General features: G+C 64.6%; 19 protein-coding genes. 6 read left to right on the forward strand and 13 right to left on the reverse strand.

Annotated elements, in window-relative coordinates:
- Positions 1 to 7: 7 nt before the first annotated feature.
- Positions 8 to 2,185 carry a malate synthase G gene (locus CR917_RS17115; protein ID WP_058541270.1) on the forward strand — a complete coding sequence of 726 codons (2,178 nt, stop codon included), beginning with the start codon at positions 8 to 10 and terminating at the stop codon, positions 2,183 to 2,185.
- 65 nt (positions 2,186 to 2,250) lie between these two features.
- On the opposite strand, the gene CR917_RS17120 is transcribed toward CR917_RS17115, so the two are convergent.
- Entirely contained in the window at positions 2,251 to 2,937 is a 687-nt protein-coding gene (locus tag CR917_RS17120) for a 1-acyl-sn-glycerol-3-phosphate acyltransferase (RefSeq protein WP_160328371.1), read from the reverse strand.
- A gap of 125 nt (positions 2,938 to 3,062) precedes the next feature.
- A complete protein-coding gene (locus CR917_RS17125; RefSeq protein ID WP_078481746.1) occupies positions 3,063 to 3,368 on the reverse strand; it encodes a DUF3077 domain-containing protein in 306 nt (101 codons plus the stop codon).
- 211 nt (positions 3,369 to 3,579) lie between these two features.
- On the opposite strand from CR917_RS17125, the gene CR917_RS17130 reads away from it, so the two are divergent.
- Together CR917_RS17130 and CR917_RS17135 are read left to right on the forward strand one after the other, a co-directional pair.
- Positions 3,580 to 4,293, forward strand: a complete 714-nt coding sequence (locus CR917_RS17130; RefSeq protein ID WP_104572661.1) for a LuxR family transcriptional regulator — start codon at positions 3,580 to 3,582, stop codon at positions 4,291 to 4,293.
- A 136-nt stretch (positions 4,294 to 4,429) separates the two neighbouring features.
- Positions 4,430 to 6,325 (forward strand): sigma-54-dependent Fis family transcriptional regulator, encoded by a 1,896-nt coding sequence (locus CR917_RS17135; RefSeq protein ID WP_054915157.1) that lies wholly within the window; start codon positions 4,430 to 4,432, stop codon positions 6,323 to 6,325.
- 101 nt (positions 6,326 to 6,426) lie between these two features.
- Here the strand turns inward: CR917_RS17135 and aldA are convergent, their stop codons facing one another.
- Positions 6,427 to 7,860: an aldehyde dehydrogenase gene (gene aldA, locus CR917_RS17140; RefSeq protein ID WP_043861161.1), complete on the reverse strand. Its 1,434-nt coding sequence runs from the start codon at positions 7,858 to 7,860 to the stop codon at positions 6,427 to 6,429.
- A gap of 17 nt (positions 7,861 to 7,877) precedes the next feature.
- Positions 7,878 to 10,034: a PQQ-dependent dehydrogenase, methanol/ethanol family gene (locus tag CR917_RS17145; RefSeq protein WP_054915158.1), complete on the reverse strand. Its 2,157-nt coding sequence runs from the start codon at positions 10,032 to 10,034 to the stop codon at positions 7,878 to 7,880.
- A gap of 364 nt (positions 10,035 to 10,398) precedes the next feature.
- On the opposite strand from CR917_RS17145, the gene CR917_RS17150 reads away from it, so the two are divergent.
- The gene (locus CR917_RS17150) at positions 10,399 to 11,235 is read left to right on the forward strand and encodes a bifunctional allantoicase/(S)-ureidoglycine aminohydrolase (protein WP_043861160.1); all 837 of its coding nucleotides are present in this window, start codon (positions 10,399 to 10,401) and stop codon (positions 11,233 to 11,235) included.
- A gap of 66 nt (positions 11,236 to 11,301) precedes the next feature.
- Here the strand turns inward: CR917_RS17150 and CR917_RS17155 are convergent, their stop codons facing one another.
- Entirely contained in the window at positions 11,302 to 12,183 is an 882-nt protein-coding gene (locus tag CR917_RS17155; RefSeq protein WP_104572662.1) for a LysR substrate-binding domain-containing protein, read from the reverse strand.
- Between the two features lie 281 nt (positions 12,184 to 12,464).
- Here CR917_RS17155 and CR917_RS17160 point away from each other — a divergent pair, with 281 nt between their 5' ends.
- The gene (locus CR917_RS17160; RefSeq protein ID WP_371920453.1) at positions 12,465 to 15,620 is read left to right on the forward strand and encodes a 3-keto-5-aminohexanoate cleavage protein; all 3,156 of its coding nucleotides are present in this window, start codon (positions 12,465 to 12,467) and stop codon (positions 15,618 to 15,620) included.
- A 12-nt stretch (positions 15,621 to 15,632) separates the two neighbouring features.
- Entirely contained in the window at positions 15,633 to 17,066 is a 1,434-nt protein-coding gene (locus CR917_RS17165; RefSeq protein ID WP_104572664.1) for an FAD/NAD(P)-binding protein, read from the forward strand.
- A gap of 8 nt (positions 17,067 to 17,074) precedes the next feature.
- On the opposite strand, the gene CR917_RS17170 is transcribed toward CR917_RS17165, so the two are convergent.
- From CR917_RS17170 to CR917_RS17205, 8 genes are all read right to left on the reverse strand, one after another.
- Positions 17,075 to 17,326, reverse strand: a complete 252-nt coding sequence (locus CR917_RS17170) for a response regulator transcription factor (protein ID WP_058541278.1) — start codon at positions 17,324 to 17,326, stop codon at positions 17,075 to 17,077.
- A gap of 42 nt (positions 17,327 to 17,368) precedes the next feature.
- On the reverse strand, positions 17,369 to 18,076 hold the full coding sequence (locus CR917_RS17175; RefSeq protein WP_235593702.1) for a sulfite exporter TauE/SafE family protein: 708 nt from the start codon (positions 18,074 to 18,076) through the stop codon (positions 17,369 to 17,371).
- A 161-nt stretch (positions 18,077 to 18,237) separates the two neighbouring features.
- Complete coding sequence (locus CR917_RS17180; protein WP_235593703.1) at positions 18,238 to 19,185, reverse strand: LysR family transcriptional regulator; 948 nt, start codon at positions 19,183 to 19,185, stop codon at positions 18,238 to 18,240.
- Positions 19,186 to 19,422: 237 nt separating this feature from the next.
- A complete protein-coding gene (locus tag CR917_RS17185; protein WP_104572665.1) occupies positions 19,423 to 19,749 on the reverse strand; it encodes a DUF3325 domain-containing protein in 327 nt (108 codons plus the stop codon).
- 1 nt (position 19,750) lies between these two features.
- The gene (locus CR917_RS17190) at positions 19,751 to 21,274 is read right to left on the reverse strand and encodes a PepSY domain-containing protein (RefSeq protein ID WP_104572666.1); all 1,524 of its coding nucleotides are present in this window, start codon (positions 21,272 to 21,274) and stop codon (positions 19,751 to 19,753) included.
- Between the two features lies 1 nt (position 21,275).
- The gene (locus CR917_RS17195) at positions 21,276 to 21,560 is read right to left on the reverse strand and encodes a hypothetical protein (protein ID WP_043861156.1); all 285 of its coding nucleotides are present in this window, start codon (positions 21,558 to 21,560) and stop codon (positions 21,276 to 21,278) included.
- A complete protein-coding gene (locus tag CR917_RS17200; RefSeq protein ID WP_104572667.1) occupies positions 21,560 to 22,921 on the reverse strand; it encodes a sensor histidine kinase in 1,362 nt (453 codons plus the stop codon). Before CR917_RS17200 ends, CR917_RS17195 begins: the two co-directional genes overlap by 1 nt.
- Entirely contained in the window at positions 22,918 to 23,628 is a 711-nt protein-coding gene (locus CR917_RS17205; protein WP_104572668.1) for a response regulator transcription factor, read from the reverse strand. Before CR917_RS17205 ends, CR917_RS17200 begins: the two co-directional genes overlap by 4 nt.
- Positions 23,629 to 23,666: the final 38 nt, after the last annotated feature.

The raw sequence follows: 23,666 nt of genomic DNA on the forward strand, positions 1-23,666 counted from the left end.
ACCGAACATGAACGACCGTATTCAGCGTCAACGCCTGCAGGTCGCGAGCGCCCTGCAGCACTTCATCGAAACCGAGGCCCTGCCCGGCACCGGTGTGCCGGAGGCCAACTTCTGGCAAGGCTTCGACGCCCTGGTGCACGACCTGGCGCCGAAGAACCGCGCCCTGCTCGCCGAACGCGACCGCCTGCAGGCCGCGCTGGACACCTGGCACCGCGCCCACCCGGGCCCGGTGGCCGACATGCCGGCCTACCGCGCCTTCCTGAGCGAGATCGGCTACCTGGTGCCGGTGCCTGAACAGGTGGCGGTGAGCACCTCCAACGTCGACAGCGAGCTGTGCGAACAGGCCGGCCCGCAGCTGGTGGTGCCGGTGATGAACGCGCGCTATGCGCTCAACGCCGCAAACGCACGCTGGGGCTCGCTGTATGACGCGCTGTATGGCACCGATGCGATCAGCGACGCCGACGGCGCCGAGGCTGGCGAGGGCTACAACCCGCGCCGTGGCCAGAAGGTCATCGCCTTCGCGCGCAAGGCCCTGGACCAGGCTGCACCGCTGGCCGGCGGCTCGCACGCCGAGGCCAAGGCCTACCGCATCGAGGACGGGCAACTGCGCGTCGACCTCATCAGCGGCCTGACCACCACACTCAAAGACCCCGCCAAGTTCGTCGGCTTCCAGGGTGATGCCGCCCAGCCGAACGCGGTGCTGCTGAAGAACAACGGCCTGCACCTGGAGATCCAGATCGACCCCACCAGCGCCATCGGCCAGACCGATGCGGCCGGGGTCAAGGACGTGCTGGTCGAAGCCGCCCTGAGCACCATCCTCGACTGCGAGGACTCGGTGGCCGCGGTGGATGCCGAAGACAAGACCCTGATCTACCGCAACCTGCTGGGCCTGATGAAAGGCGACCTGAGCGAAGCGATCAGCAAGGGCGGCAAGACCCGCGTGCGCCGCCTCAACCCGGACCGCGTCTACACCGCAGCCGATGGCGCAACACTGACCCTGCATGGCCGTTCGCTGCTGTTCGTGCGCAACGTCGGCCACCTGATGACCAACCCGGCGATTCTCGATGGCGATGGCGCCGAGATTCCCGAGGGCATCATGGACGCGGTGCTCACCGGCCTGATCGCCATCCACGACCTGCAGCGGCGCGGCAACTCGCGCAGCGGCAGCGTGTACATCGTCAAGCCGAAGATGCACGGCCCTGCCGAAGTGGCGTTTGCCGCCGAACTGTTCGGGCGTGTCGAAGACCTGCTGGCGCTGCCGCGCAACACCCTGAAGATGGGCATCATGGACGAGGAGCGGCGCACCTCGGTGAACCTCAAGGCGTGCATCGGCGCAGCGCACGAGCGGGTGGTGTTCATCAACACGGGCTTTCTCGACCGTACCGGCGACGAGATGCACAGCGCCATGGAAGCCGGCCCGATGCTGCGCAAGGGCGACATGAAGTCCACGCCGTGGATCACCGCCTACGAGCGCAACAACGTGCTGGTGGGGCTGGCCTGCGGGCTCAAGGGGCGCGCGCAGATCGGCAAGGGCATGTGGGCCATGCCCGACCTGATGGCCGACATGCTGGTGCAGAAGATCGGCCACCCCAAGGCCGGTGCCACCACCGCATGGGTGCCCTCGCCCACGGCCGCCACGCTGCATGCGCTGCACTATCACCAGGTGGACGTGCAGGGGGTGCAGAGCGAATTGCAGCGCATCGACCTGGCCGGCGAGCGTGACAGCCTGCTCAACGACCTGCTGACCATTCCGGTATCGCCGCGTCCGAACTGGAGCGATGCGGAAAAACTGCAGGAGCTGGAGAACAACTGCCAGGGCATTCTCGGCTACGTGGTGCGCTGGGTGGAGCAAGGAGTCGGGTGCTCCAAGGTACCGGACATCCACAACGTCGGCCTGATGGAAGACCGTGCGACCTTGCGTATATCCAGCCAGCACATTGCCAACTGGCTGCTGCATGGCACGGTGAGCGAGGCCAAGGTACGCGAGGTGCTCGAACGCATGGCGGTGGTGGTCGACCGGCAGAATGCCGGGGATGCGGCATACCGCCCGATGGCGCCGGACTTCGCCACCTCGATGGCGTTCCAGGCCGCCAGCGACCTGGTGTTCAAGGGGCGTGAGCAGCCGAGCGGGTATACCGAGCCGCTGCTGCATGCGTGGCGCTTGAGGTTCAAGGCGGCGAGCTGACGGGCCTCTTCGCCCGCAAGGCTGGCTCCTGCAGGAACCAGCCTTGCGGGCGAAGGCCCCGGCAACTACACGATGGGCAACCCATTGTTGACCACTTCCCGCGTATACGACGCCAGCTGCTTGGCATCCATGCTGGCCACCAGGTCGGCCTCGATGGGCCGGTGCGCCACGATACTCACATCGGTGCAGCCCAGGGCGTTGTGGCGGATCCGGCGCACCGCCGGGCTGATGGTCACGGGGATGATGCCGATGCCCATTTCCTTGGCGATGCGAAATGCACCGGTCTTGAACGGCAGCACGCCCTGCCCTGTGTTGCGCGTGCCCTCGGGGAAGATCCAGAGCGATGTATTGCTGTGGGCCACGCGGGTGGCGATGCGCCGCAGGCTGGTGATCGACGCGCGCGGGTTGCTGCGGTCGATGAACAGGCTGCCGGTCAGCCAGTACAGTTGCCCGGCCAACGGCAGCCAGCGCAACGACTGCTTGCCCACGATCACCGTGCCTGGGCGCAGCGCCTGGGCCACGACAAATGCATCGTGGTTGCTCTGGTGGTTGGCCACATAGATGTAGGAGCGGTCGGGCGCGATGGCGTCGAAACCACCGACCTCGACGCGCACGCCAAAGATCCAGTTGATGGCCCTGTAGACCTTGCAGGCCAGGTAGAGGTTGTCCTGCTTGCGCGGGTTGAGCAACAGCACCAGGCACAGGAACGGAAACGTCACCACCACGAACAGCACGACCAACAGCCAACGCACACACGCAATCATTGCACTATCACCTTCCTAGGCACTTGGTCTCCTACCCGCAACATCAAGATACGGTCATCGCGGGCACACCATAACAAATGGATATATCCAAAGCACCCTGTGATAACGTCAATTCAACTTTCGTTGGGGTTGCTGCTTCTCATGCCGGTTAAAACGGCGCTAATCAATGCTGAGGCCATCTCTACCGAATGCACCGTCGACCATGCCAGGCCCCGACACTCCTGCGCGTTTGCCTCAACGGTTTTCAAGCTCGTCGAGGCCGCACATTTAAGGTAAAGGGCCGCATGTACCAGAGCCTCTTCGGCACTGATACCGGAACGGACACAGAACAGTGCTGGATACTCGGCAGATTGGCCTATCATCGTTTCCGCCGTTTCACACAGCAGAAGTCCAGGACGCTCGTCGACTATTTTTTTCATGATGAAGTCCATGTCAGAGTTTTGAACCCGTAGTTAAGCAAAGTTGCGACGGGCCCAATAGCTGCCTGTTAGGGCAGGAAAAGCTGGCCTGTATGGGTTGACTGGATTTGGCAATATCCATTTTCAATTCGTATAAAAACATGCACTTTCATGTTTAAAAATCTTGCTCATAACATTGAGTTTCATTTTTCAGCTCTCGAGTGACATTCAAGTGAGTGATTGGCGCGAAAGGTTCATTGCCGTGGTGACGGGGTGCCGCAACGAAGGCGAGCTGTTCAGCGAGCTGACCCGGCTTACCCGCGAGCTGGACTTCGAGTTCTGTTCCTATGGGCTGAAGAATCCGCTGCCGATCGCCGCCCCGCAGTTCATCCTGCGCTCCAACTACCCCAGCGCCTGGGAAGCCAGGTACGTGGCCGAGGACTATTTTTCCTGCGACCCGACGGTGGCCCACGGGCTGACCCGCACCACGCCCCTGCAGTGGGCCGCCGCGCAACAGCAGCACCAGCAGGCATTCTGGGAAGAGGCGCGGCACTACAGCCTGGACCACGGCTGGTGCCTGTCGGTGCAGGGCGACTACGGCACCATCGGCCTGCTGTCCCTGTCCCGCCCGGATGACCCGATCTCCACACTGGAACTGGACGCCAAGGAAGCCAAGCTCATCTGGCTGTCGCAACTGGCGCACAGTGCCATGACCGGCTTCTTTGCCCAGACCCACCTGCCCGAGGCCCAGAAGACCCTGACCGCACGGGAGAAAGAAGTGCTCAAATGGACCGCCGTGGGCAAGACCTACAGCGAGATCAGCATCATCCTCACCATCGACAGCCGCACGGTGAAGTTCCACCTGGTCAACGCCATGCGCAAGCTGCAGGCCAGCAACAAGGCCGAGGCGACGGTGAAGGCAATTCTGCTGGGGATGCTTTTCTAGGCCAGGGCTGCATCAATAGCTGAAAATTCCCGACACAGCGACTAAGGTAGGCACAGATCGGTGCCCGCCCCTGGCCCGAGACAACAAGATGACGGTGAGCCGCCCCTGCGCGCGCCACGGTCGACGGGAGCCCAGCATGCAGCATACCCAGACCAGCCCGAGCGATCTTGCGGCCTTCGTCGACGATCACTTCCCCGAGCGCGGCATCCGCCCCGACCCTGTCATTGCGCAGTCCTGGTACCGCAGCGTGGTCGAGCATCGCCTCGACCCCGGCGCCGCCGGGCGTACCCATGTGCTGGGCGCCGACGCCATCCGCCAGCATCAACAGCAGCACCAGCAATACCTGGCCATCGCCAGCCAGGGCGTCAGCGGCCTGGCCAGGCGCGTGGTGCCGGCCGGGTTCGCGGTGCTGCTCAGCGACGAACACGGCATCACCCTCGACACCCGCCTGCCCGAAGCCAGCCACATCTATACCCAGGCCGGGCTGGTGGTGGGCGCGCGCTGGGACGAGTCGATTGCCGGCACCAACGGCATCGGCACCACCCTGGCCGCCGCGCAGCCGCTGATCATCCACCGCGAAGAGCACTTTCTGGCCTCCAACTTTCGCCTGAGCTGCTCGGTGGCACCGATCTTCGACGCCCAGGGCCTGCTGCGCGGCTGCCTGAACGCCACCTGCCTGAACAGCAACGGGCCCAAGGAGGCGCAGTACCTGACCCTGCAACTGGTGATCCTGTATGCGCGGCTGATCGAGAACGCGCACTTTCGCGAGTGCTACCGCGACCGCCTCACCCTGTCGCTCAAGCCCATCGACGACATAGCCGACCTGGCCAACGAGCAGTTGCTGGCGCTGGACGACAACGGCCGCATCATCGGCGCCAACCGCGCCACCTTCGTTGCCCACCAGCGCGATGCGGCGCCGCTGCTGGGTGCGCGCATCGACAGCCTGCTGCCAACCTCGGTGGATGAACTGCTGCACCTGACCCAGGGCGGTGCACGCGGCGTGCGCCTGCGCGGGCAGCAGGACGACGCCTTGCTGGATGTGGGCCTGCGCATACCGTCGCAGCGCCATCGCCCTGCCCCGGCCAGACCGCCGGTGCGCAGCAGCCACCCCGACCTGCAGCAGCTGGCCGGCGGCGATGCGCGCCTGCAACAGGCGGTGCAGCGGGTGCGCAAGGTGCTCGACAAGGACCTGCCGATACTGATCACCGGCGAGACCGGCACCGGCAAGGAGGCATTCGCCCGCGCCATCCACCAGGCCAGTGCGCGGCGCGCCGGGCCGTTCATCGCGCTCAATTGCGCGGCGATTCCCGAGACGCTGATCGAGAGCGAGCTGTTCGGCTACCGCGGCGGCAGCTTCACCGGGGCCGACAAGAAGGGCATGAAGGGCAAGCTGGAACTGGCCGCCGGCGGCACGCTGTTTCTGGACGAGATAGGCGACATGCCGGCGCACCTGCAAACCCGTTTGCTACGGGTGCTGGCCGAGCGCGAGATCTTCCCGATTGGCGCCCAGGCGCCGGTGGCGCTGGACGTGCAGGTGGTGTCGGCGACCCACCAGGACCTGCACGGGATGATTGGCGACAAGCGCTTTCGCGAGGACCTCTACTACCGCCTGGGCGGCATGAGCCTGGCGTTGCCGGCCTTGCGCGAACGCAGTGACCGGGGCGCGTTGATCGAGCAGTTACTGGCGGCGCAGAGCAGCGGCGTGCGGCTGACCGAACAGGCCCGCCAGTGCCTGCATGCCCATGCGTGGCCGGGCAACATTCGTCAGTTGCTCAATGCGTTGCGCTACGCGGTGGCGTTGGCCGAGGACGGGGTGATCGACGTGGATTGCCTGCCGGCGGAAGTGGTGCAGGTGGTGCGCGGCGAGCCGCTGCGCATCGACAGCCAGGACCCGGCCAGCGAGTTGCTGCAAAGGTTGCGGCGCCATCGCTGGAACATCAGTGCGGTGGCGGCTGAACTGGGGGTGGCGCGCTCGACGCTGTATCGGCAGATGAAGAAGTACGGGGTGGTGCAGCCCAATGATCGGTTGTGATGGCAGGGGTTGCTGTGCAACCCATCGCGGGTCGAGCCCGCTCCCACAGGCTGTGGGAGCGGGCTTGACCCGCGATGAGGCCCTAACAGGCTACCTGGGCCTCAGATCTGGATGTAGACCACATGGGTATGCGTGTACTCATACAACCCATGCTTGCCATCGGCCCCACCGATCCCCGACTTGCGCGTGCCGGCATGGAAGCCCTGCATGGCCTCGAAGTTCTCGCGGTTGATGTAGGTCTCGCCGAAATCCAGCGCGTTGCTGGCATGCATCGCTGCACTCAGGCTGCGCGTGTACAGCGATGAAGTCAGCCCGTATTCACTGTCGTTGGCCAGCGCAATCGCCTCGTCCAGGCTCTCCACGATCTGGATCGGCAACACCGGCCCGAAGATCTCCTTGCGCATGATCTCCATGTCGGCCGAGCAGCCGGCCAGCACCGTCGGCTGGTAGTGGAAGCCCTGCCCGCGATCGGCCACCGCGCCCCCGGTCACCAGCTGCGCGCCCTGCCCGGTGGCGGTGCGCACCATCTGCCCGACCTTGTCCAGGGCGGCCTGGTTGATCAGCGGGCCCATGTCCAGGTCCGCCTCGGCCAGCGGGTCACCATAACGGGTGGCGGCCATGGCGCTGGCCAGTTTGTCGGTGAACTCATCCGCCACCTCGCGCTGCACGTACACCCGCTCGGCGCAGTTGCACACCTGCCCGGTGTTGATCACCCGCGACGCGGTGATCGACTTGACCGCCAGTTCCAGGTCCGCATCAGCCAGCACGATGGCCGGCGCCTTGCCGCCCAGCTCAAGGTTGAGCTTGGTGATGTTCGGCGCCGCCGCGGCCATGATCCGCGAGCCGGTGCCCACGCTGCCGGTGAAGCTGATCAGGTCGATGCCAGCGTGGCTGGTCAGGCGCTGGCCCACGGTCGCCCCGGTACCGCACACCACGTTGAACACGCCGCTGGGCAGGTCGGTCTCGGCCACCAGGCGGGCGAACTCGAAGCAGTTGATCGGTGTTTCTTCGCTGGGCTTGATCACGATGGTGTTGCCCGTGAGCAGGGCCGGCGCCATCTTGCGGGCGATCAGAAAGAACGGGAAGTTCCACGGCAGAATCCCGGCCACCACACCCAGCGGCTTGCGCAGCAGAAAGATGCTTTCACCGGCGCGATCGCTGGTGAGCACCTCGCCTTCCAGGCGTCGCGCCCACTCGGCCATGTAGTCCAGGTAGTCGGCGGTGAAGTTGACTTCGACCAGGGCCAGGCCGAGCACCTTGCCCTGCTCGGCGGTGATGATGCGCGCCAGGCGCTCGGCGTTGTCGCGCACCTTGCTGGCGATCTTGCGCAGGTAGCCGGCGCGCTCGATGGCCGGGCGCGTCGCCCAGCTCTTCTGGGCCTTGCGCGCGGCGGCAATGGCCTGCTCCACCTGCGCGTCACTGGCCTGGGGTACGCGCCCCAGCAGTTGTCCATTGGCCGGGTTGTGCACCTCGATCTGCGCGTCGCTGTCGACGAACGCATTGGCGATGTAGTTCTGGTAGATGACGTCACTCATGGGTCAATGGCTCCTTTTCAATGGGATGACTTGGCGCTGAACTGCTTCCAGGTATCGCCTTCCTGATGAAGGTCGTGGGCGCGCTTGATCAGGTACTGGTGGATCTGGTCGACCTGCTCGGGGGTGAAGGCGTCGGCGAACGACGGCATGCCATCCGGCACGCGGCCACCGAAGAGGATGCCGAGGAACATCTGGTGCTTTTCCGGGGTGAGCTTGCGCAGGTCGGGCAGCACGCCGCCGCTGACCGCGTGGATACCGTGGCACTGCGAGCAGTAACCGTCGTACAGCTTGGCGCCCGCCTCGATCGAAGCGGTGTCGTTGCTCAACGCGGGTGGTTTGGGGGTGTCCGGGCGTGGCGCCGGCTCTTGCAGCTTGGCGGTGCCGCCCAGCTTGTAGGTCAGCACCTGGGCGTACGGCTGCACGCCGGCCCGCAGCGACAGGGCCCCGGCAAAGGTGGAGAACGCGCCGCCCCAGCCGGCCATGAAGGTCACGTACTGCTCGCCATCCACGCTGTAGGTGACGGGCGCGGCCATCACGCCGCTGGCAGCCGGTTGCTCCCAGAGTTTTTCGCCGGTGTCGGCGGCATAGGCGATCACCCGCCCGTCGGCGCTACCCTCGAACACCAGGTTGCCCGCGGTACTCAAGGTGCCGCCGTTGAAGATGGTCACGTAGGGCACTTCCCAGGCGGCCTGCTGCTTGACCGGGTCCCAGGCGATCAGCTTGCCCGACCAGCTCTTGGCCATCTCCAGCAGGCCTTCGGCGCCTTCGGGCATCATCCCGGTGCGCAGGCCCAGCTGGTACATGCTCTTGAACGGGTTGCGCTTGGGCGCCTCGGGGATGTGCTCGTAGTAGGCCGACATGATGTGCGCCGGGATGTACACCAGCCCGGTGTCGGGGTTGTACGACATCGGCTGCCAGTCATGCGCGCCCCAGAACGCCGGGGTCACCAGGTTGCGCTTGCCGTTCTTCCAGTAGGCGGCGTTCTCTTCGTCCAGGATCGGCCGCCCGGTCTTCATGTCCATGCCCTTGGTCCAGCTCTGCGGCACGATGCCCTTGGCCGACAGCAGCTCGCCGGTGGCGCGGTCGATCACATAGAAGAAGCCGTTTTTCGGCGCCTGCATCAGCACCTTGCGCGGCTTGCCGTCGATGGGCAGCTCGGCCAGGATCATGTGCTGGGTGGCGGTGTAGTCCCAGGCATCGCCCGGGGTGGTCTGGTAGTGCCACACGTATTCGCCGGTGTCGGCATTGACCGCCACGATGGACGACAGGAACAGGTTGTCGCCCTTGGCCTGGCTACGCCATTTGGGGTCCCACAGCGAGCCGTTGCCCACGCCGATGTACAGCAGGTTCAGCTCCGGGTCGTAGGCGAACGAGTCCCAGGCGGTGCCGCCACCGCCCTGCTCCACATAGGCATCGCCGAACCAGGTCTTGGCGGCGATCTCCATGCCCTTGCCCTCGGGCGGCAGCTTGGGGTCGCCCGGCACGGTGTAGAAGCGCCACGCCTCCTTGCCGGTTTCGGCGTCGTAGGCGGTGACATAGCCCCGCACGCCGAACTCGGCGCCGCCGTTGCCGATCACCACCTTGCCGTTGACCACCCGAGGGGCGCCGGTGATGGTGTAGCTGCGCTTGTGGTCGGCGCGGGTGTCGACCGACCAGGCGCGCTGGCCGGTCTTGGCGTCGATGGCCTCCAGGCGCCCGTCGAGCACGCCCACGTAGACCTTGCCCTTCCACACCGCCACGCCACGGTTGACCGCGTCGCAACAGGCTTCGCCGGCGCGGTGGCGGTCCGATTGCGGGTCGTACTTCCAGATCAGCCTGCCGTCGCGCGCATCCAGCGCGTACACCACCGAGAACGGCCCGGTGGTGTACATCACCCCGTCGACCACGATGGGGGTGGCTTCCACGCCACGGTCCAGGTCCAGCTTGTAGCTCCAGGCCAGGCCCAGCTGGCCGACGTTCTGGTCGCTGATCTGCTTGAGCGGGCTGTAGCGCTGTTCGTCGTAGGTGCGCCCGGTGCTCATCCAGTTACCGGGCTCCTTGTCGGCGGCGATGATGCGCGCGCCATCGACGTTGGCCGGGATGTCCGCAGCCAGCGCCGGTGTACCCGCCAGGCTCAGCAGCACGGCAACGGCAAGGGATTTGAGGGGAAGCGAGGCGAGGCCAGTCTGTCTCATGGGAGTGTCCTGTTCTTATTAGTGGCGCAGTCTTCGCGCTGCGCCATCAGCTCATCGCAACCGCCATGCCAGCTGTGACATGAACCGCCACAACCGCTCTGGCACGCGGCTTTGCGCGCGCCGCACCGATGCCGCCCGCGCTGCAATCAACGCTACAGGTGTTGCATCACCCGCTACACAGGGCGCACACCTGTAGCGCAGTGCTGGCCCGGCGCACGCCACATTCACAAATCGAATGGCAGGGATTTAAACATTTAATTTGTGGATAGCTAAAGATGGTCATAACGTAGCGGTGCAATCCCTGAACGGGGCCGCCCGCCGCAGGCTGGCCCGGGGGACACAACAACAAACATCGAGACTGTCCATGTCCAGAACCACTTACTTCGCCCCCCACGGCGGGCACCCGGCTCAGACCGAGCTGCTGACAGACCGTGCCATGTTCACCGAAGCCTACGCGGTGATCCCCAAGGGCGTGATGCGTGACATCGTCACCAGCCACCTGCCCTTCTGGGACAAGATGCGCATGTGGGTCATCGCCCGCCCGCTGTCGGGTTTCGCCGAGACCTTCTCGCAGTACATCGTCGAAGTTGCCCCTGAAGGCGGCAGCGAGCGCCCGGAGCAGGACAAGAACGCCGAGGCGGTTCTGTTCGTGGTCGAGGGTGAAGTCGACATCACCCTGCAAGGCAAGCCGTACACCCTCAAGCCAGGCGGCTACGCGTTCATTCCGCCGGGCGCCGACTGGAGCCTGCGCAACAACAGCGCGGCCAACGTGACCTTCCACTGGATCCGCAAGCACTACCAGGAAGTCGAAGGCCTGGCGCACCCGGAAGCGTTCGTCACCAACGAACAGGACGTTACCCCGATCCCGATGCCGGGCACCGATGGCGCCTGGGTCACCACCCGCTTCGTCGACATGGCCGACATGCGCCACGACATGCACGTCAACATCGTGACCTTCCAGCCGGGCGGCACCATCCCGTTCGCGGAAACCCACGTGATGGAGCACGGCCTGTACGTGCTGGAAGGCAAGGCGGTGTACCGCCTGAACCAGGACTGGGTCGAAGTGGAAGCCGGCGACTTCATGTGGCTGCGCGCCTTCTGCCCGCAGGCCTGCTACTCGGGTGGCCCTGGCCCGTTCCGCTACCTGCTGTACAAGGATGTGAACCGCAACGTGAACCTGACGCTGAACCCAAAGCGTTAAGCAGGTAGCGATGCAGAAAGCCCGCCGTGACTGGCGGGCTTTTTTGTGGGGAAGTGACCCGCAGGCTCACACCGCCTGTGCTTCGAGCAGGCCGGTCAACACGCCCGCCAGCGCTCGTACCATCGGGTCGGCCGTCTGGCGATGCAGAATCAGAATCTCGTAGCTGTCGATCACCGGCAGGCCATCCGCCTCGCCGAGCACCCGGTGCTCGGCGGTGACGGCGCGTGGCGGCAGCAGGCTGATACCCATGCCGTCGGCCACGGCGGCCTGAATGCCGCTGAGGCTGGAGCTGGTGAACGCGATGCGCCAGCGCCGGCCCAGGCTCTCTACTGCGCTGATGATTTCGTCGCGGTACAGCCCGCGTGGCGGAAAGGTCACCAGCGGGATCGGGTCCAGCGCCAGGGCCGGGTTGTGCGCGCTGTCGATCCAGCGCAATTGCTCCGGCCAGCTGGCCACCCCTTCGCGACCGTTGCGCCGCTGCTTGAGCAGCACCAGGTCGAGCTCGCCGTTGTCGTAGCTCTGGCTGAGGTCGCGGCACAGGCCGCTGGTGACTTCGAGCTTGACCTGCGGGTGCCTGCGGTTGAACGCCGACAGTGCGTTGGTGGTGCGCCCGCCAACGAAGTCTTCGGGTACGCCCAGGCGCAGGGTCACGCCGACCGTGGCGCCGGCCAGGGCTTCGAGCATCTGGTCGTTGAGGGCGAGCATGTGGCGGGCATAGCCGAGCAGGGTCTGGCCGGCGTCGGTGGGCAGCACCTCGCGATTGCCGCGCTCGAGCAAGCGGTGACCGACCATCTCCTCGAGGCGCCGGACCTTCTGGCTGATGGTCGACTGGGTGGAATGCAGGCGCGTGGCCGCCGTGGTGAAACTGCCGCAGTCGGCCACCACCACGATGGCGCGCAGCAGGTCGAGGTCGAACAGAGACCTATTCGGTTTCAGACTGAGGGTCATGCGTAGATTCGATTCATGAATGGTGCAAGGGTTCTACCATGCGCCCCCCGGCGCGGCAACCAGTGACATGAACCCGCAGGCACCGGCCCTGTCGGCGAAGTGGCCGTCTATCGTCGATAGAACCAACTGTTGATTGAATAGTTTAAATACATCCAAACGTTAAACCGATTACTACCCGATCAGGTAGTTACGCAGTGCGCGCCAGTGGGATCTAATTCATGTGCGTGGAGGGCCCAACGCACATTGAACCTGTTGAACACGGAGTGTTTATGTCGACCCGCATGTTTATCACCGCCGCACCGGTGGGTGCAGTGTCTCGTTTCGTCTCACCGAAAGAGCCGAAGTTTCTCGATAACTCGGAACTCGCCGCCCAGGACGACTCACTTGAAAGTGTATTGTTGAATGCAGGTTGGAAACGCGTTGCGGCGGGCGGCCTGCGCACCCGCGTCAACCCCGGCGCCGGTACCCGGGCGCTTGTGGCTGTCAGTGCAACAACCCTCAAATGGCTCGAATCAAGGAAGACCCAGCAGGACATCGTGTTCACTCTGACCGGCAGCGGCTGGCAGCTGGATAACGACGGCGCGCTGGTTCAGCATGATCCCCTGCACCAGGGCTACCTGCCGCCAAGCCTGGTCGAAGCGCTGCGCAGCGACTCCCCCGCAGCCTATGAAACCTTGATTTCACAGGGCTGGGAGGTCTGCGCAGCCGGTTACTGGAACCCCATGCGGGCCGCGTCACCGTACCTTCCCATTACCCCGGACGCCATTATCGAAGCCAGCGTGCACGCCGCCGCCGAAGGCGCGGCGATCCTCCACCTGCACACCCGCGACCTGTCCGACAGCCACACCCTGTCGATCCCCGGCAACACGCAGACCATCACCCTGGGGGCCCAGCAAAACCATATCGATGTCGACCAGTACAACCAGATAGTACCGGCACTGCATCAACGTATTCCTTCGGCCATCATCAACCTCTCGACCAGTGTACGCGGCGGTCGCAACTTCGAAAGCCCGATACGCCGGGCGCACTTGCATCACTATGGCCTGAATAAACGCGGGCCAGATGTAAGTTCATTCAGCCCCGGCCCGGTTATATTCCAGGCCGGTGGCGGTTATGAAAACTCACCCCAGTTTCTTGAACAGCAACTTGAACACTTGAACACCTGCGCCATTCGCCCGGAAGTTGAAGTGTTCAACAGTTCGATACTTGATAATGCACTCGGCCCGAACCTGCGCGGGCTGTCCCAGGCAGGCAACCCGATACTGTTCATGCTGGTCGCCGGCGTGGATCAGTTCCGCCGAGCCGAAGACGGCAGTGTCAGCGACGATTCGCTGATTCCGGTAGCCGACCGGGAAGCAGTCTATGGGCTGATCAAGCAGGACACCCCGGCGTCTCTGGCGCACGCCATCGAACTGGCGTCGTCGCGCTTGCAGCCGTTTGTGCAACGCATCCGCCGTGAAGTGCCCGACGCGGTCATTTCAATCCTGGCACCCGGGCCGATGCTGAGGATACTGGCGGAGGTGGCGCTGAGCCTGCGCCTGGACGGTGTACGAGTCGGCCTGGAAGATGCGTTGCATGTACCGGATACGCTGGCGCCCGGCGGCTCGCGCAAGGCCACCACCGCCGATCAGGTGCGCTACGTGCGCAAGCGGCTCGAAGCACTGGGCGTGAGCCTGCAAGACGCCGAGCAGACCCGCGACCGGCTGAACATGCCGCTGGACCAGGTGAGACTGTTTCGCGAGGCAGCGGCAACGCTGAAAAGCCTGGAACTGGAAGGCCCCCCCACGGCGCCACGCCCCATCGCCCGGGCACTGCTCGATGCGCTCCAACCCCTGCAGCAGCGCTACCTGGAACGTGAGGCGGCGTTCATCGGACATGTATCGGCACGCCTCGCCGAAACCCTGGCCGGGCAGGCACCCGTCAGCGCAGAACGCCTGGCCGAGGTGGCGATCGAGACCATTTTCGACAGCGGCCTGTACGTGCGCTACTTCATCGAAGAGCGTGACCGTTACCGCCTGCCGCTGAACCAGTTCGGCAAGCGCCTGTATGCCGTGCAGGCGCTCAACTTCATTCGTGAATTGAACGACGAACACGGCGTGACGAACCTTGCCTGGGACCAGGCTCTGGACACCCTGGCGACGCAGGACCAGTTACCCCGCGACAGCTATCGAATCGTACCGCACCAGTACAAGGGCCAGGACCTGCGCTTTCTTGAATACCTGGCGTCGCTACCGTGTCGCTACAACAGCAGCAGAACCCTGGTGGTCAACACCGTACTGCGCACCGACCCCGACTACAGCATGACCATGGCCCTGCTGTTCGAAGGCATTCACCAACTGACCTCGCGCCTGCGCGGCGATTCGTCTGCCGAACGCAAGACACACGGCACGCGGCTTTACCACGTGCAGGCGCAGGACGTGCAGGATGTGCACGCAACTACCCTGCCCAACCCGATACGCCACTACCAATGGGCCGTACTGCCCAGCACACCCACCACCAATTACCCGCAAGGCATTGCCCTGGGCAAGGGCCTGGCTTCGACCTTCTCGAGTTTCCTGCAAGGCATCGGGCAATCGTCGGTGGCGCTGCTGGGCATTGTGCATTCGGGCCTTGATGCCCAGGACAACCCGATCATCGAATCGGCCATGCTGCACAACCGGTTCATCCTCGGCACGCAGTGGCACAGCCAGGTCGTCAGCCACTCGGCACGCCTGATCTATGAGCAGGTGATACTGCCCCGCATCATTGCGCAACCGAACGCCCTCAGGTTCTGCCCCGATGGCTTGGTGGCCCGCGATGACAACGGGTTGCCACTGGACCACGCCGGACGCCCCGCCACCCGGCTTTCCTTCCAGGGCATCGAAGACCTTCAGCGCCTGCACTTCTGTGCCCACAGCTCTGGCGCCGCCACATTGCAGCAACTGGACAATGCCATGCGCGAGGACATGCAGCGCCTGGGCTACTCCGTTCTGGAACAGGAGGAAATATTCAACCGTGCGGTGGCCATTTCGTTCGGCTCCGCCACCGACATCGACACCACCCTGCAAGGCACGCCGGTCATCGATATCACCGCCTACAACGATATACGCAGCCTGGCCGGCACCACCACGCACGACTACATCCCGGCCAAGGCCTGCGCCAACACGGCGACCATCGCGCAGCTTCACGGCGGCGTGGCTGCACAGCACCGCTACGATCAGGCCAGCTGGGCGTTCTACAAGGAAGGCAAGGGACGCAAATTGCTGCGCCTCAAGGATGTGGTGCTGCGCCACGACCCGGTACGGGCCCATGACGGTCACTCGATCCGACGTTACCTGGAGGGTGCACCGGCCACCTTGCACGACCTGTTGAACCTGTTCCTCGAGGCGCCGTTGAACATCCGCGCCGACATGCTCATGCGCGAGTTCTACGCCACTCAACAGACCACCCGTCACTGAAGGGATGCCTGAATGAAAATCGCAATTGTGGGCGCTGGATGCAGCGCCGTTCTGCTCTGCAAGGAACTGGCACGCCAGGGGCATGACGCAGCGGTGTCGGAAATCACCGTGTACGAAACCACCGGCCACTTCGGCCCGGGGCTACCCTACGGCCAGGCCACCACGACACCGGAGTTCATTCTGAACATGGCCACTTCCACCCTGGGCACGGACGTCGAACATGCCTATGGGTTCCTGAAATGGCTCAAGGCCCAGCCTGGTTGCGAAACCACCGACCTGAACGACTATGTCAGCCGCCGGCAGATGGGCCAGTACCTGGTCAAGGAGCTGGAGCTTGCCCGTCACACCCTGGCCCGGTTCAACATCCGATTGCGAACCCTCGCGCAAACCGTCATCGACGTGAAGGCCGAGCACCCCAGTTACACCGTGACCACTGCACAGGGCGATGAACGCTTCGACAACGTTGTGCTGGCGGTCGGGCACTTGAAGAAGCAGACGCCCTACCCCGACCTGGCGCACTACTACGCCAACCCCTATCACGATCTGGAGCGCCTGAAGACGCAGGTCAGGCCGGGGGCCACCGTCGGCATCCTGGGCACCAAGCTGACCGCAGTGGACATGGCCCTCATGCTCAGCGGGCTGGGCGCCGGACATGTCGCGATCTACTCCAATTCGGGGCGTATCCCGCTGGTGCGCGGGGCCGTGCTCGACAACCCGGTGGGCACGCAGCGACGCTTGCCAGAGCGCGTCTCGATCAGTGGCTTCCTGAACAGCTTTCGCCGCATGCGCAGCTTCAGCGCCGAGTACAAGGGCCTGTTTGCACCGCTGGAACCGCTGGAACGCCTGCAGCGGGAGATCCAGGCGGCGGCCCATGTGCGTGACTGGCAGATCTGGCTGGACGCCACCAAGACCTGGATCGACGAGTTCTGGACACGGCTGGACAACGTGCAGAAGCGTCGCTTCCAGCGCAAGTACCAGGGCCTGTGGATGTCCTATCGCCACCCCATGCCGCTGGACAATGCACTCAAGCTCGAAGCGCTGATCAAGGCAGGCCGGGTATCCATTCACCGCGGCTACAAAGCCACCCGCGCGGATGCGCAAGGCAACATCCTGATCGACCTCAGCGGGCAGACCCTGAGCGTTGACTACGCCATCGACGCCACCGGTTTTGCCGGCAACCTGGCGCGGCTGGACTCACCGCTGATAGAAAACCTGCTCGACCGCGGCCTGATCCGACAGAACAGCCACGGCGGCATCGCGATCAACCCTACCACCCACCTGATCGATGGGCAGCGGGGGGTGTATGCGATCGGGCCATTGACCCAGGGCTCGCTGTTCTATGTGTCAGCGATCGAACGCCTGGCGGTGCATGCGCGCAACCTGGTCACTCACCTGATGACCAACAACAGCCGCGTGCAACCTTCGTTGTCGAGCCTGCAGCAATAGGCATCTGCTCACGACAGCAGGCCCAGCGCGAACGCGCGGGCCACCGCTGCCGTGCGGTTCTTGCCGCCGAGCTTGGCCACCGCATTCTTGGTGTGGAACTTGACGGTGTTGACCGAAATGCTCAGCGCCAGCGCCACCTCCTTGCAGTTCTTGCCGGCGGCATAGTGCTTCAAGGCCTCGCGCTCGCGTGCGGTCAGCCTGTCGTCGCCAGGGCTTGCAGAGGGGTCGAGGTGATCACTGTCCAGCGGGGTATGCGACATGACTCATTCTTCCTTAAAGAGTAAGTGCATCAGCAGTGCTATTCAGCCGATGAGGTTGGGTACCGAGGAAATCAGCAGCGAAATGCCGGAGACCGTGAGCAGGCTCAGCACGACGCGGCGAAACTGCACGTCGCTGATGCCGATATACAGGCGTGTGCCGAGGAACGTCGGAATCAGCATCGCCGGCGCGACAATGGCGAAGTAGGGCAGCATCTCGCGCGTGGCAATGCCGGTACTGAGGTAGGTGCCCATGGTGACCAGCAGCATGGACAGGTTGAAGTTCTGGATAATCGAGCGCTGCACGTCGCGGTCGTACCCCTTGAGGGTGCACCACAGGGTCGGCACAGTGCCGGTGAAACCGCCCAGCCCGCCCATGATGCCGCCGGCCATGCCGATCACACCGTCGGCGATCTTGCCCTCGGCAGTGATTTTCGGCAGGTTCTTGGCAAACAGCATGGCTGGGCACCAACTCACCAGCAGGGTGCCCAGAATGGCCTTGAACCAGTTCATGTCCAGGCTGGGCAGCAGCGCGACGCCGAGTGGGATGCCGGCCAGGCCGCCAAGCACGAAGGGCAGCAGGCGCTGCATGTTGAAGCCCCGGCGTACCGAAATGGCCGCCACCACTTGGCCGGTCAGCGCCCCGAATACCGCCAGTGTGGCAGCCAGCTTCGGGTCGAGTACCCAGGCCCAGAACGACATGGCCACCAGGCCGAATGCAAAACCCGAGAGCCCCTGAACAAAGCCGGCCACCACTGCTCCGACCGTTACAATCAAATAAACCGTAAGCACCTGATATCCCCCTTTCCCTGGCACACCCTCATGGTGCGCCTGGCGGGAAGTATGGTACCGGGTCTGTAAAGTTGGAAATTTGAATCCTGTATCAGCCTATAAAACAATGTTATTGCGACACTTCAATCTGTCGTGACCAGCCACTGTTCATTGACCGGTGACGTCGATAAAACAGCAACTTTTGCGGCGCGTTTGAGTGCCCGTGCAAAGAGCGCCTGTTCGACCGCATTGGCACCATTGATACGCTGAAACAGGCTCATGGGTGACAGCCGCCAGCCAAGGCGATGGCGCACCCTGCCGACATTGCACAGGCGCACGAGCTCTTCGGCAACATCTGCCGGCACGATGGCCACGGCCTGCTCGTTGGTTGCCACCAGCTCACCGATGAACCTTGACGACAAGCTCTCGACCATGGGTGAAGGGGGGGTGATACCGGCATTGAGGAAGAAGTCGATGAGTTGCTCGCGGATCGGCGTCTGGCGTGGGCCGAGTACCCAGTCCAGCCGAGCCAGTGCCTGCAGGTCGAGTGGCCGCTGGTTGAGGTGCATCGCCAGGCGTTCGTGGGCAATCAGCCGGGGTTCCTGGTGATACAGCACCTCGTGTTGCAGATCGGGCACGTCCGGCAGCGCGGACGTGCGGCCGATCACGCAGTCGAGTTCGTGGGCCTGCAGGCGCTCCAGCAGGTGGGCGCTGGAGCCCTCGTGCAAGGTCACCGATATGCGCTTGCCGCAGGAGCGGGTCTGGTTGATGGCGGTGGCCAGCAGGCGCCCGGGTAGAAACGGTATGACGCCCACGTTCAAGTGTGCTGCACGACCCTGGGTCATGGCTTCGATGTCCATCGCCCAGTGATCGAGGTCGGCCAGCATCCCCCTGGAGCGGGCGACGATCAGGTTGCCCAGTTCAGTGGGCAGCATGCCGCGCGGTGAGCGTACAAAAAGGGGGGCGCTGAACAGGCTTTCGAGGTCGGCGAGGATCTGAGTGATCGCCGGTTGGCTGGTGGACAGCCGCAGCGCAACCTGGGTCAGCGAGCCATGCGCCTGAATGGCCTGAAGCACCAGCAGGTGTTTCATTTTCAGGCGGCTGGCAAGTCGTCGTGACAGTGAGGTTTCAAAGGGTAAGCGAGTCCTTTCGGTTTTCATACAATTCCATCATAAGAAAGTTATTATCCGTTCTATGCAGAACGTACACGCCCGTATGAGGTTAGTACGAAACACGCGCAATGATTGGCCGCAATTAAAACTTCCCAATTATTTAAATTGCACACTTCCCGACACTGTTTGCAGGTATAAGTTCGCCACAAAAAACCGTCAAACCAACACTACCCCTACCCCCCATATCGGTAAAACGCCCAGCAACCACACCGCCAGACGCGGCCAGTACGGCAACAGCATCGCCACCCCGAACCCGGCCAGTGAAATACCGCCAAACCAGGCTACCGGCCCCATCGCCCAGCCCCAGGCCACGCCACTGACCCACAGGCTGATGGCCAGCGCCGACCAGCCCGCCGACCGCAGGGCCACCCTCAACCAGGGTGCAGGTGCCCTGCCCCACACCTGCTTGTAGTGCCGCTCCAGCCCCAGGCACAACGCCAACATACCCACATAGGCAAACACCACCGCGCCGATCATCAGCATGTCATTGCCCCTCCACCGCTACCGTCGCACGCTTGCGCGCAGGTTTTTCTTCACGCGGCGCCACGCAGCGCCATGCCGCATACGCCAGCAACCCACCCAGCACCACGCTGGTGGCCTCCAGCACGCGGTGCGCCGGGTCGTGCTGCGCGGTCAACGCGCCCAGCACCGGCAGGCCGATGCACAGTACCGCGGCCAGCCCCAGCTGCTCGGCCCAGGCGCGCTGCGCCGGGCGCAAACCGGCATGCAGCAGCGACAGCAACCACACCGCGAAGAACGCCTTGACCTCCCAGTTGGCCCGCTGCGCCAGCTCCACCGGCAGCAGGCGGTTGGCCCACAGCAAGCCTGCGCAGGCCAGCATCAGGCCGGCGACGAACGCCACGTTGAAGCTCTCGGCCACCTTGTACCAACGCTGCGCCGACACCGAGGCACTGGCGTATTTGCGCCGGCGCTTGACGCAGAACAGCACCAGCCCGGTGCCGATCATCGCGGTGCTGACCAACGCACACACGAAGTACAGCCAGCGCATCGGATAGCCGCCGAACTGCGCGAAGTGCAGCCCCGCCATCACCCGCTGGGTGAGCACGGCAGGCCGCATGTCGGGCACATCGCGCAGCAGCTCGCCGCTGACGCCGTCGAACACCATGGCCTGCCCCTTGCTCAGGGCGATGCGATAGCCCAGGGTCGGGCGCACCTCGATCCGCGCGGCCGCCGTACCGGGGTTGGAGATACCGATGCTGCTGATGGCGCCCAGCCGCTCTTGCGCGCTGGCCAGTACCGGGGCCAGGTCGACCAGCGCGGCTGGCTGCTTGAGCGCCGCGCGCGGCGTGGGCAGACGCTGCTCGCCCTGGGCCTTGTAGTACGCCTGGTTGTCACCCTCGAACAGCGCATCCACCGCCGCCGGCATGTAGATCAGCAAAAAGATCACCAGCCCGGTGTAGGTGATCATCAGGTGAAACGGCAACAGCAGCACCGCGCTGGCGTTGTGAAAATCCAGCCACGAGCGCTGGCCCTTGCCGGGGCGGAAGGTGAAGAACTCCTTGAAGATCTTCTTGTGGATCACGATGCCGCTGACCAGCCCCACCAGCATCACGATCGCCAGGGCGCCGACCACGAAGATGCCCCAGTTGCGCGGCAGGTTCAGGGTGAAGTGAAAGCGGAAGAAGAAGCTGCCGCCGGCCGTTTCGCGCACCTCGATCGGCTCGCCGGTATGCGGGTCGAGCGCGGTGCCGCCACCGCGTCGACGCTCGCCGGACGCTACCTGCAAACCGGGCGAACGTGCATCCGGCAGGCTGATGTTCCAGTTGCTGGCGCCCGGTGCATGCTGGGTCAGGTAGGCCAGCCCGCGTTGCGCGGCCTGCAACTGGGTGAGGTCGTGGCTGCGCACCTCGGGGCGCATCCAGTTGTCGATTTCGCTGTCGAACACCGCCAGCGTACCGGTGGCGAATATCGCGAACAGAAGCCAGCCGAAGATCAGGCCGGCCCAGGTGTGCAGCCACGCCATGGATTGGGTGAAGGTATTTTTCATCTCACAGGCTCCACAACTGCGGCCAGAAGCCGACCGCCGCCAACGGCACCGCCAGCGCCGCCGGCCACCACGCACGCAGGGCATCGCGACTGGCGAAGGCCCACAGGAACGCGCAGGTGTAGAACGCAAAGGACGGCAGGCTGGCCACGATCACCGCATCTACCGCAGGCATTGGCAGCACACGGGCCAGAAAAGCCGTGGCCGCATAGCTGAATGCATAGCCGCCCAGCAAGGCGGCTGCCGCGCGCGACACAATCAACAACCAGACCGGTCGGGTGTTGCTCATCAGGTTTCTCCTTGTGCTGCCGCTGGCAGGCGCAGGTTCACGCGCAGGCCCGGCTTGAGGTTCTGTGCCCATACCTGGCCGCCCTGCAACTGCACCCGGCAACGGGCGATCGTCAGGCCCAGGCCGAAGCCGTCGCCGCCCGGGCGTGCGACGTCGAGTCGGGTGAAGGGTTGGAAGATGGTCTCCAGCGCAGCCTCGGCCACGCCGGGGCCCTGGTCGTCGATCCACAGGTGCCAGCAATCGCCATCGCGCCGGCCGCCCAGGCGCACCTGCCCGTTGGCAGGCGAATGGCGGATGGCATTGCGCACGATGTTTTCCATCGCCTGGGCCAGGCCGTTGAGGTGGCCGCGCACCAGGCAGTCTTCGGTGAGCGCCATGGGCAGTTGCCCCTCGCGCCAGCCGGACTCGAAACAGGCGTTCTCGCGTACCACCTCCCACAGGGTCTGCACCTCGACCGTGTCCAGCGCCAGTTGCGGGCGCTCGGTGCCGAGCCACACCAGCTCCAGGGTGTCGTCGACCAGCTGGCGCATGCACTGCACCTCGCGGGTCAGGCGCTCGCGCAACACGTCATCGTCGGGCTCGTTTTCGGCGGCCATGTGCAGGCGCGTCAACGGCGTGCGCAACTCGTGGGACAGGTCGGCGAGCAGGCGCTGCTGCAGCGACACGGTCTTTTCGAGGCGCTCGGCCATGTGCTCGAAGGCCCGCCCCAGATCGCCCAGTTCGTCGCTACGCCGGGAAATCGCCGGGTCGACCCGGGTGTCCAGGCGGTCGGCACGCAGGGCATTGGCCTGGGCGCGCAGGTGCGCCAGCGGGCCGATCAGCACGCGATACAGCAGAAAACCCGCCAGCAGTGCCAACAGCGCCGGCAGCAGCCCGTGGATCAGCAGTTGCACCAGCAGCGGACGCATCGACGGCATGAAGCGCTCGGGCAACTGGATCACCAGCCTGCCGGCCTGGGGCGCCTCGGGGAACGGCACGCTGATCGCCGGCAGCTCGGGGGAGCGCTTGCTCATGGGCCAGTCGAGCTCGCGCATGAACGTCACGTACTTCTGCTGCTCATCGGTCAGCGTCTGGCTGCTCAACGAGCGCAGGTCGCTGCCCAGCACCAGCGCCCAGCCCGGCTCGCGGATCTTCAGGTCAGCCAGCCACCGGTCGACGCCTGGCGTACCGCCGCTGCGCCACGCCGCGTGGGCCTCCACGGCGTAGCCCTTGAGCACCTGGCGCGCCTCCTCGCTCAGGTGATAGCTCCTGCGCTCCAGGTGCGCACCGCCCGAGCGGCTGAACCAGATGATCGACAGGCACAGCACCACCAGAAGCGCGCACAGTTTCCACAGCAGCGAGTGACGTCCGGGCAAGCTCATGCCGGCACCTGTGTCAGCACGTAGCCCTTGCCCCATACCGTGGCCAGGCGGCCGGCATAGCCGATGGCGGCCAGCTTGCGGCGCACATGGCTGACGTGCATGTCCAGCACGCGGTCCTGCTGGGAGAACGGCCTGTGCAGCACCTGCTGGTAGAGGAACGGCTTGCTCAGCACTTCCTCGGGGTGCGCCAGCAGCACTTGCATCAGGCGGTACTCGATGGGGGTGAAGCTGGCCACCGCGGCGCCCAGCTGCATGTCCTGGCGCATGTCCTTGCGCAGCGCCGCCGGCTCGCCCTGCGCGCCTTCCGGCGCGGCCCGCTCATAGGCAACCCGGCGCAGCACCGCATCGATGCGCACGTCCATCTCGTTCATGCTGAACGGCTTGGGCAGGTAGTCGTCGGCGCCCTGGCTGAAGCCGACGATGCGGTCCTGCTCGGCACCCAGTGCCGACATCAGGATCACCGGCACCATGAACCGCTCGCGCAATTCACCCAGCAGTTGCAGGCCGTCGCGACCGGGCAGGAGGATGTCCATGAGGATCAGGTCGAAGGCCGTCCAGGCCTGCAGGTCGGTGCTGTCGTCCACGCCATGACAGACGCTCACATCGAAACCGCGGCGACGCAGGTGCTGTTCCAGATGGGCCGCCAGCAGCGGATCGTCCTCGACGGCCAGAATCTTCGTGGCAGGTTGTGCTGATAGATAACTCACGCTTCACCTTGGGTAGTACGGGTGTAGAGGGCCTGAAA

Source organism: Pseudomonas sp. BRM28, assembly GCF_002939405.1.
GTDB lineage: Bacteria > Pseudomonadota > Gammaproteobacteria > Pseudomonadales > Pseudomonadaceae > Aquipseudomonas > Aquipseudomonas palmensis.

Coding starts and splice junctions, on each gene's coding strand:
- CR917_RS17115 (WP_058541270.1), top strand. CDS start 8: ATGAACGACCGTATTCAGCGTCAACGCCTGCAGGTCGCGAGCGCCCTG.
- CR917_RS17125 (WP_078481746.1), bottom strand. CDS start 3,368: ATGAAAAAAATAGTCGACGAGCGTCCTGGACTTCTGCTGTGTGAAACG.
- CR917_RS17135 (WP_054915157.1), top strand. CDS start 4,430: ATGCAGCATACCCAGACCAGCCCGAGCGATCTTGCGGCCTTCGTCGAC.
- aldA (WP_043861161.1), bottom strand. CDS start 7,860: ATGAGTGACGTCATCTACCAGAACTACATCGCCAATGCGTTCGTCGAC.
- CR917_RS17145 (WP_054915158.1), bottom strand. CDS start 10,034: ATGAGACAGACTGGCCTCGCCTCGCTTCCCCTCAAATCCCTTGCCGTT.
- CR917_RS17150 (WP_043861160.1), top strand. CDS start 10,399: ATGTCCAGAACCACTTACTTCGCCCCCCACGGCGGGCACCCGGCTCAG.
- CR917_RS17155 (WP_104572662.1), bottom strand. CDS start 12,183: ATGACCCTCAGTCTGAAACCGAATAGGTCTCTGTTCGACCTCGACCTG.
- CR917_RS17160 (WP_371920453.1), top strand. CDS start 12,465: ATGTTTATCACCGCCGCACCGGTGGGTGCAGTGTCTCGTTTCGTCTCA.
- CR917_RS17165 (WP_104572664.1), top strand. CDS start 15,633: ATGAAAATCGCAATTGTGGGCGCTGGATGCAGCGCCGTTCTGCTCTGC.
- CR917_RS17170 (WP_058541278.1), bottom strand. CDS start 17,326: ATGTCGCATACCCCGCTGGACAGTGATCACCTCGACCCCTCTGCAAGC.
- CR917_RS17180 (WP_235593703.1), bottom strand. CDS start 19,185: ATGAAACACCTGCTGGTGCTTCAGGCCATTCAGGCGCATGGCTCGCTG.
- CR917_RS17185 (WP_104572665.1), bottom strand. CDS start 19,749: ATGCTGATGATCGGCGCGGTGGTGTTTGCCTATGTGGGTATGTTGGCG.
- CR917_RS17190 (WP_104572666.1), bottom strand. CDS start 21,274: ATGAAAAATACCTTCACCCAATCCATGGCGTGGCTGCACACCTGGGCC.
- CR917_RS17195 (WP_043861156.1), bottom strand. CDS start 21,560: ATGAGCAACACCCGACCGGTCTGGTTGTTGATTGTGTCGCGCGCGGCA.
- CR917_RS17200 (WP_104572667.1), bottom strand. CDS start 22,921: ATGAGCTTGCCCGGACGTCACTCGCTGCTGTGGAAACTGTGCGCGCTT.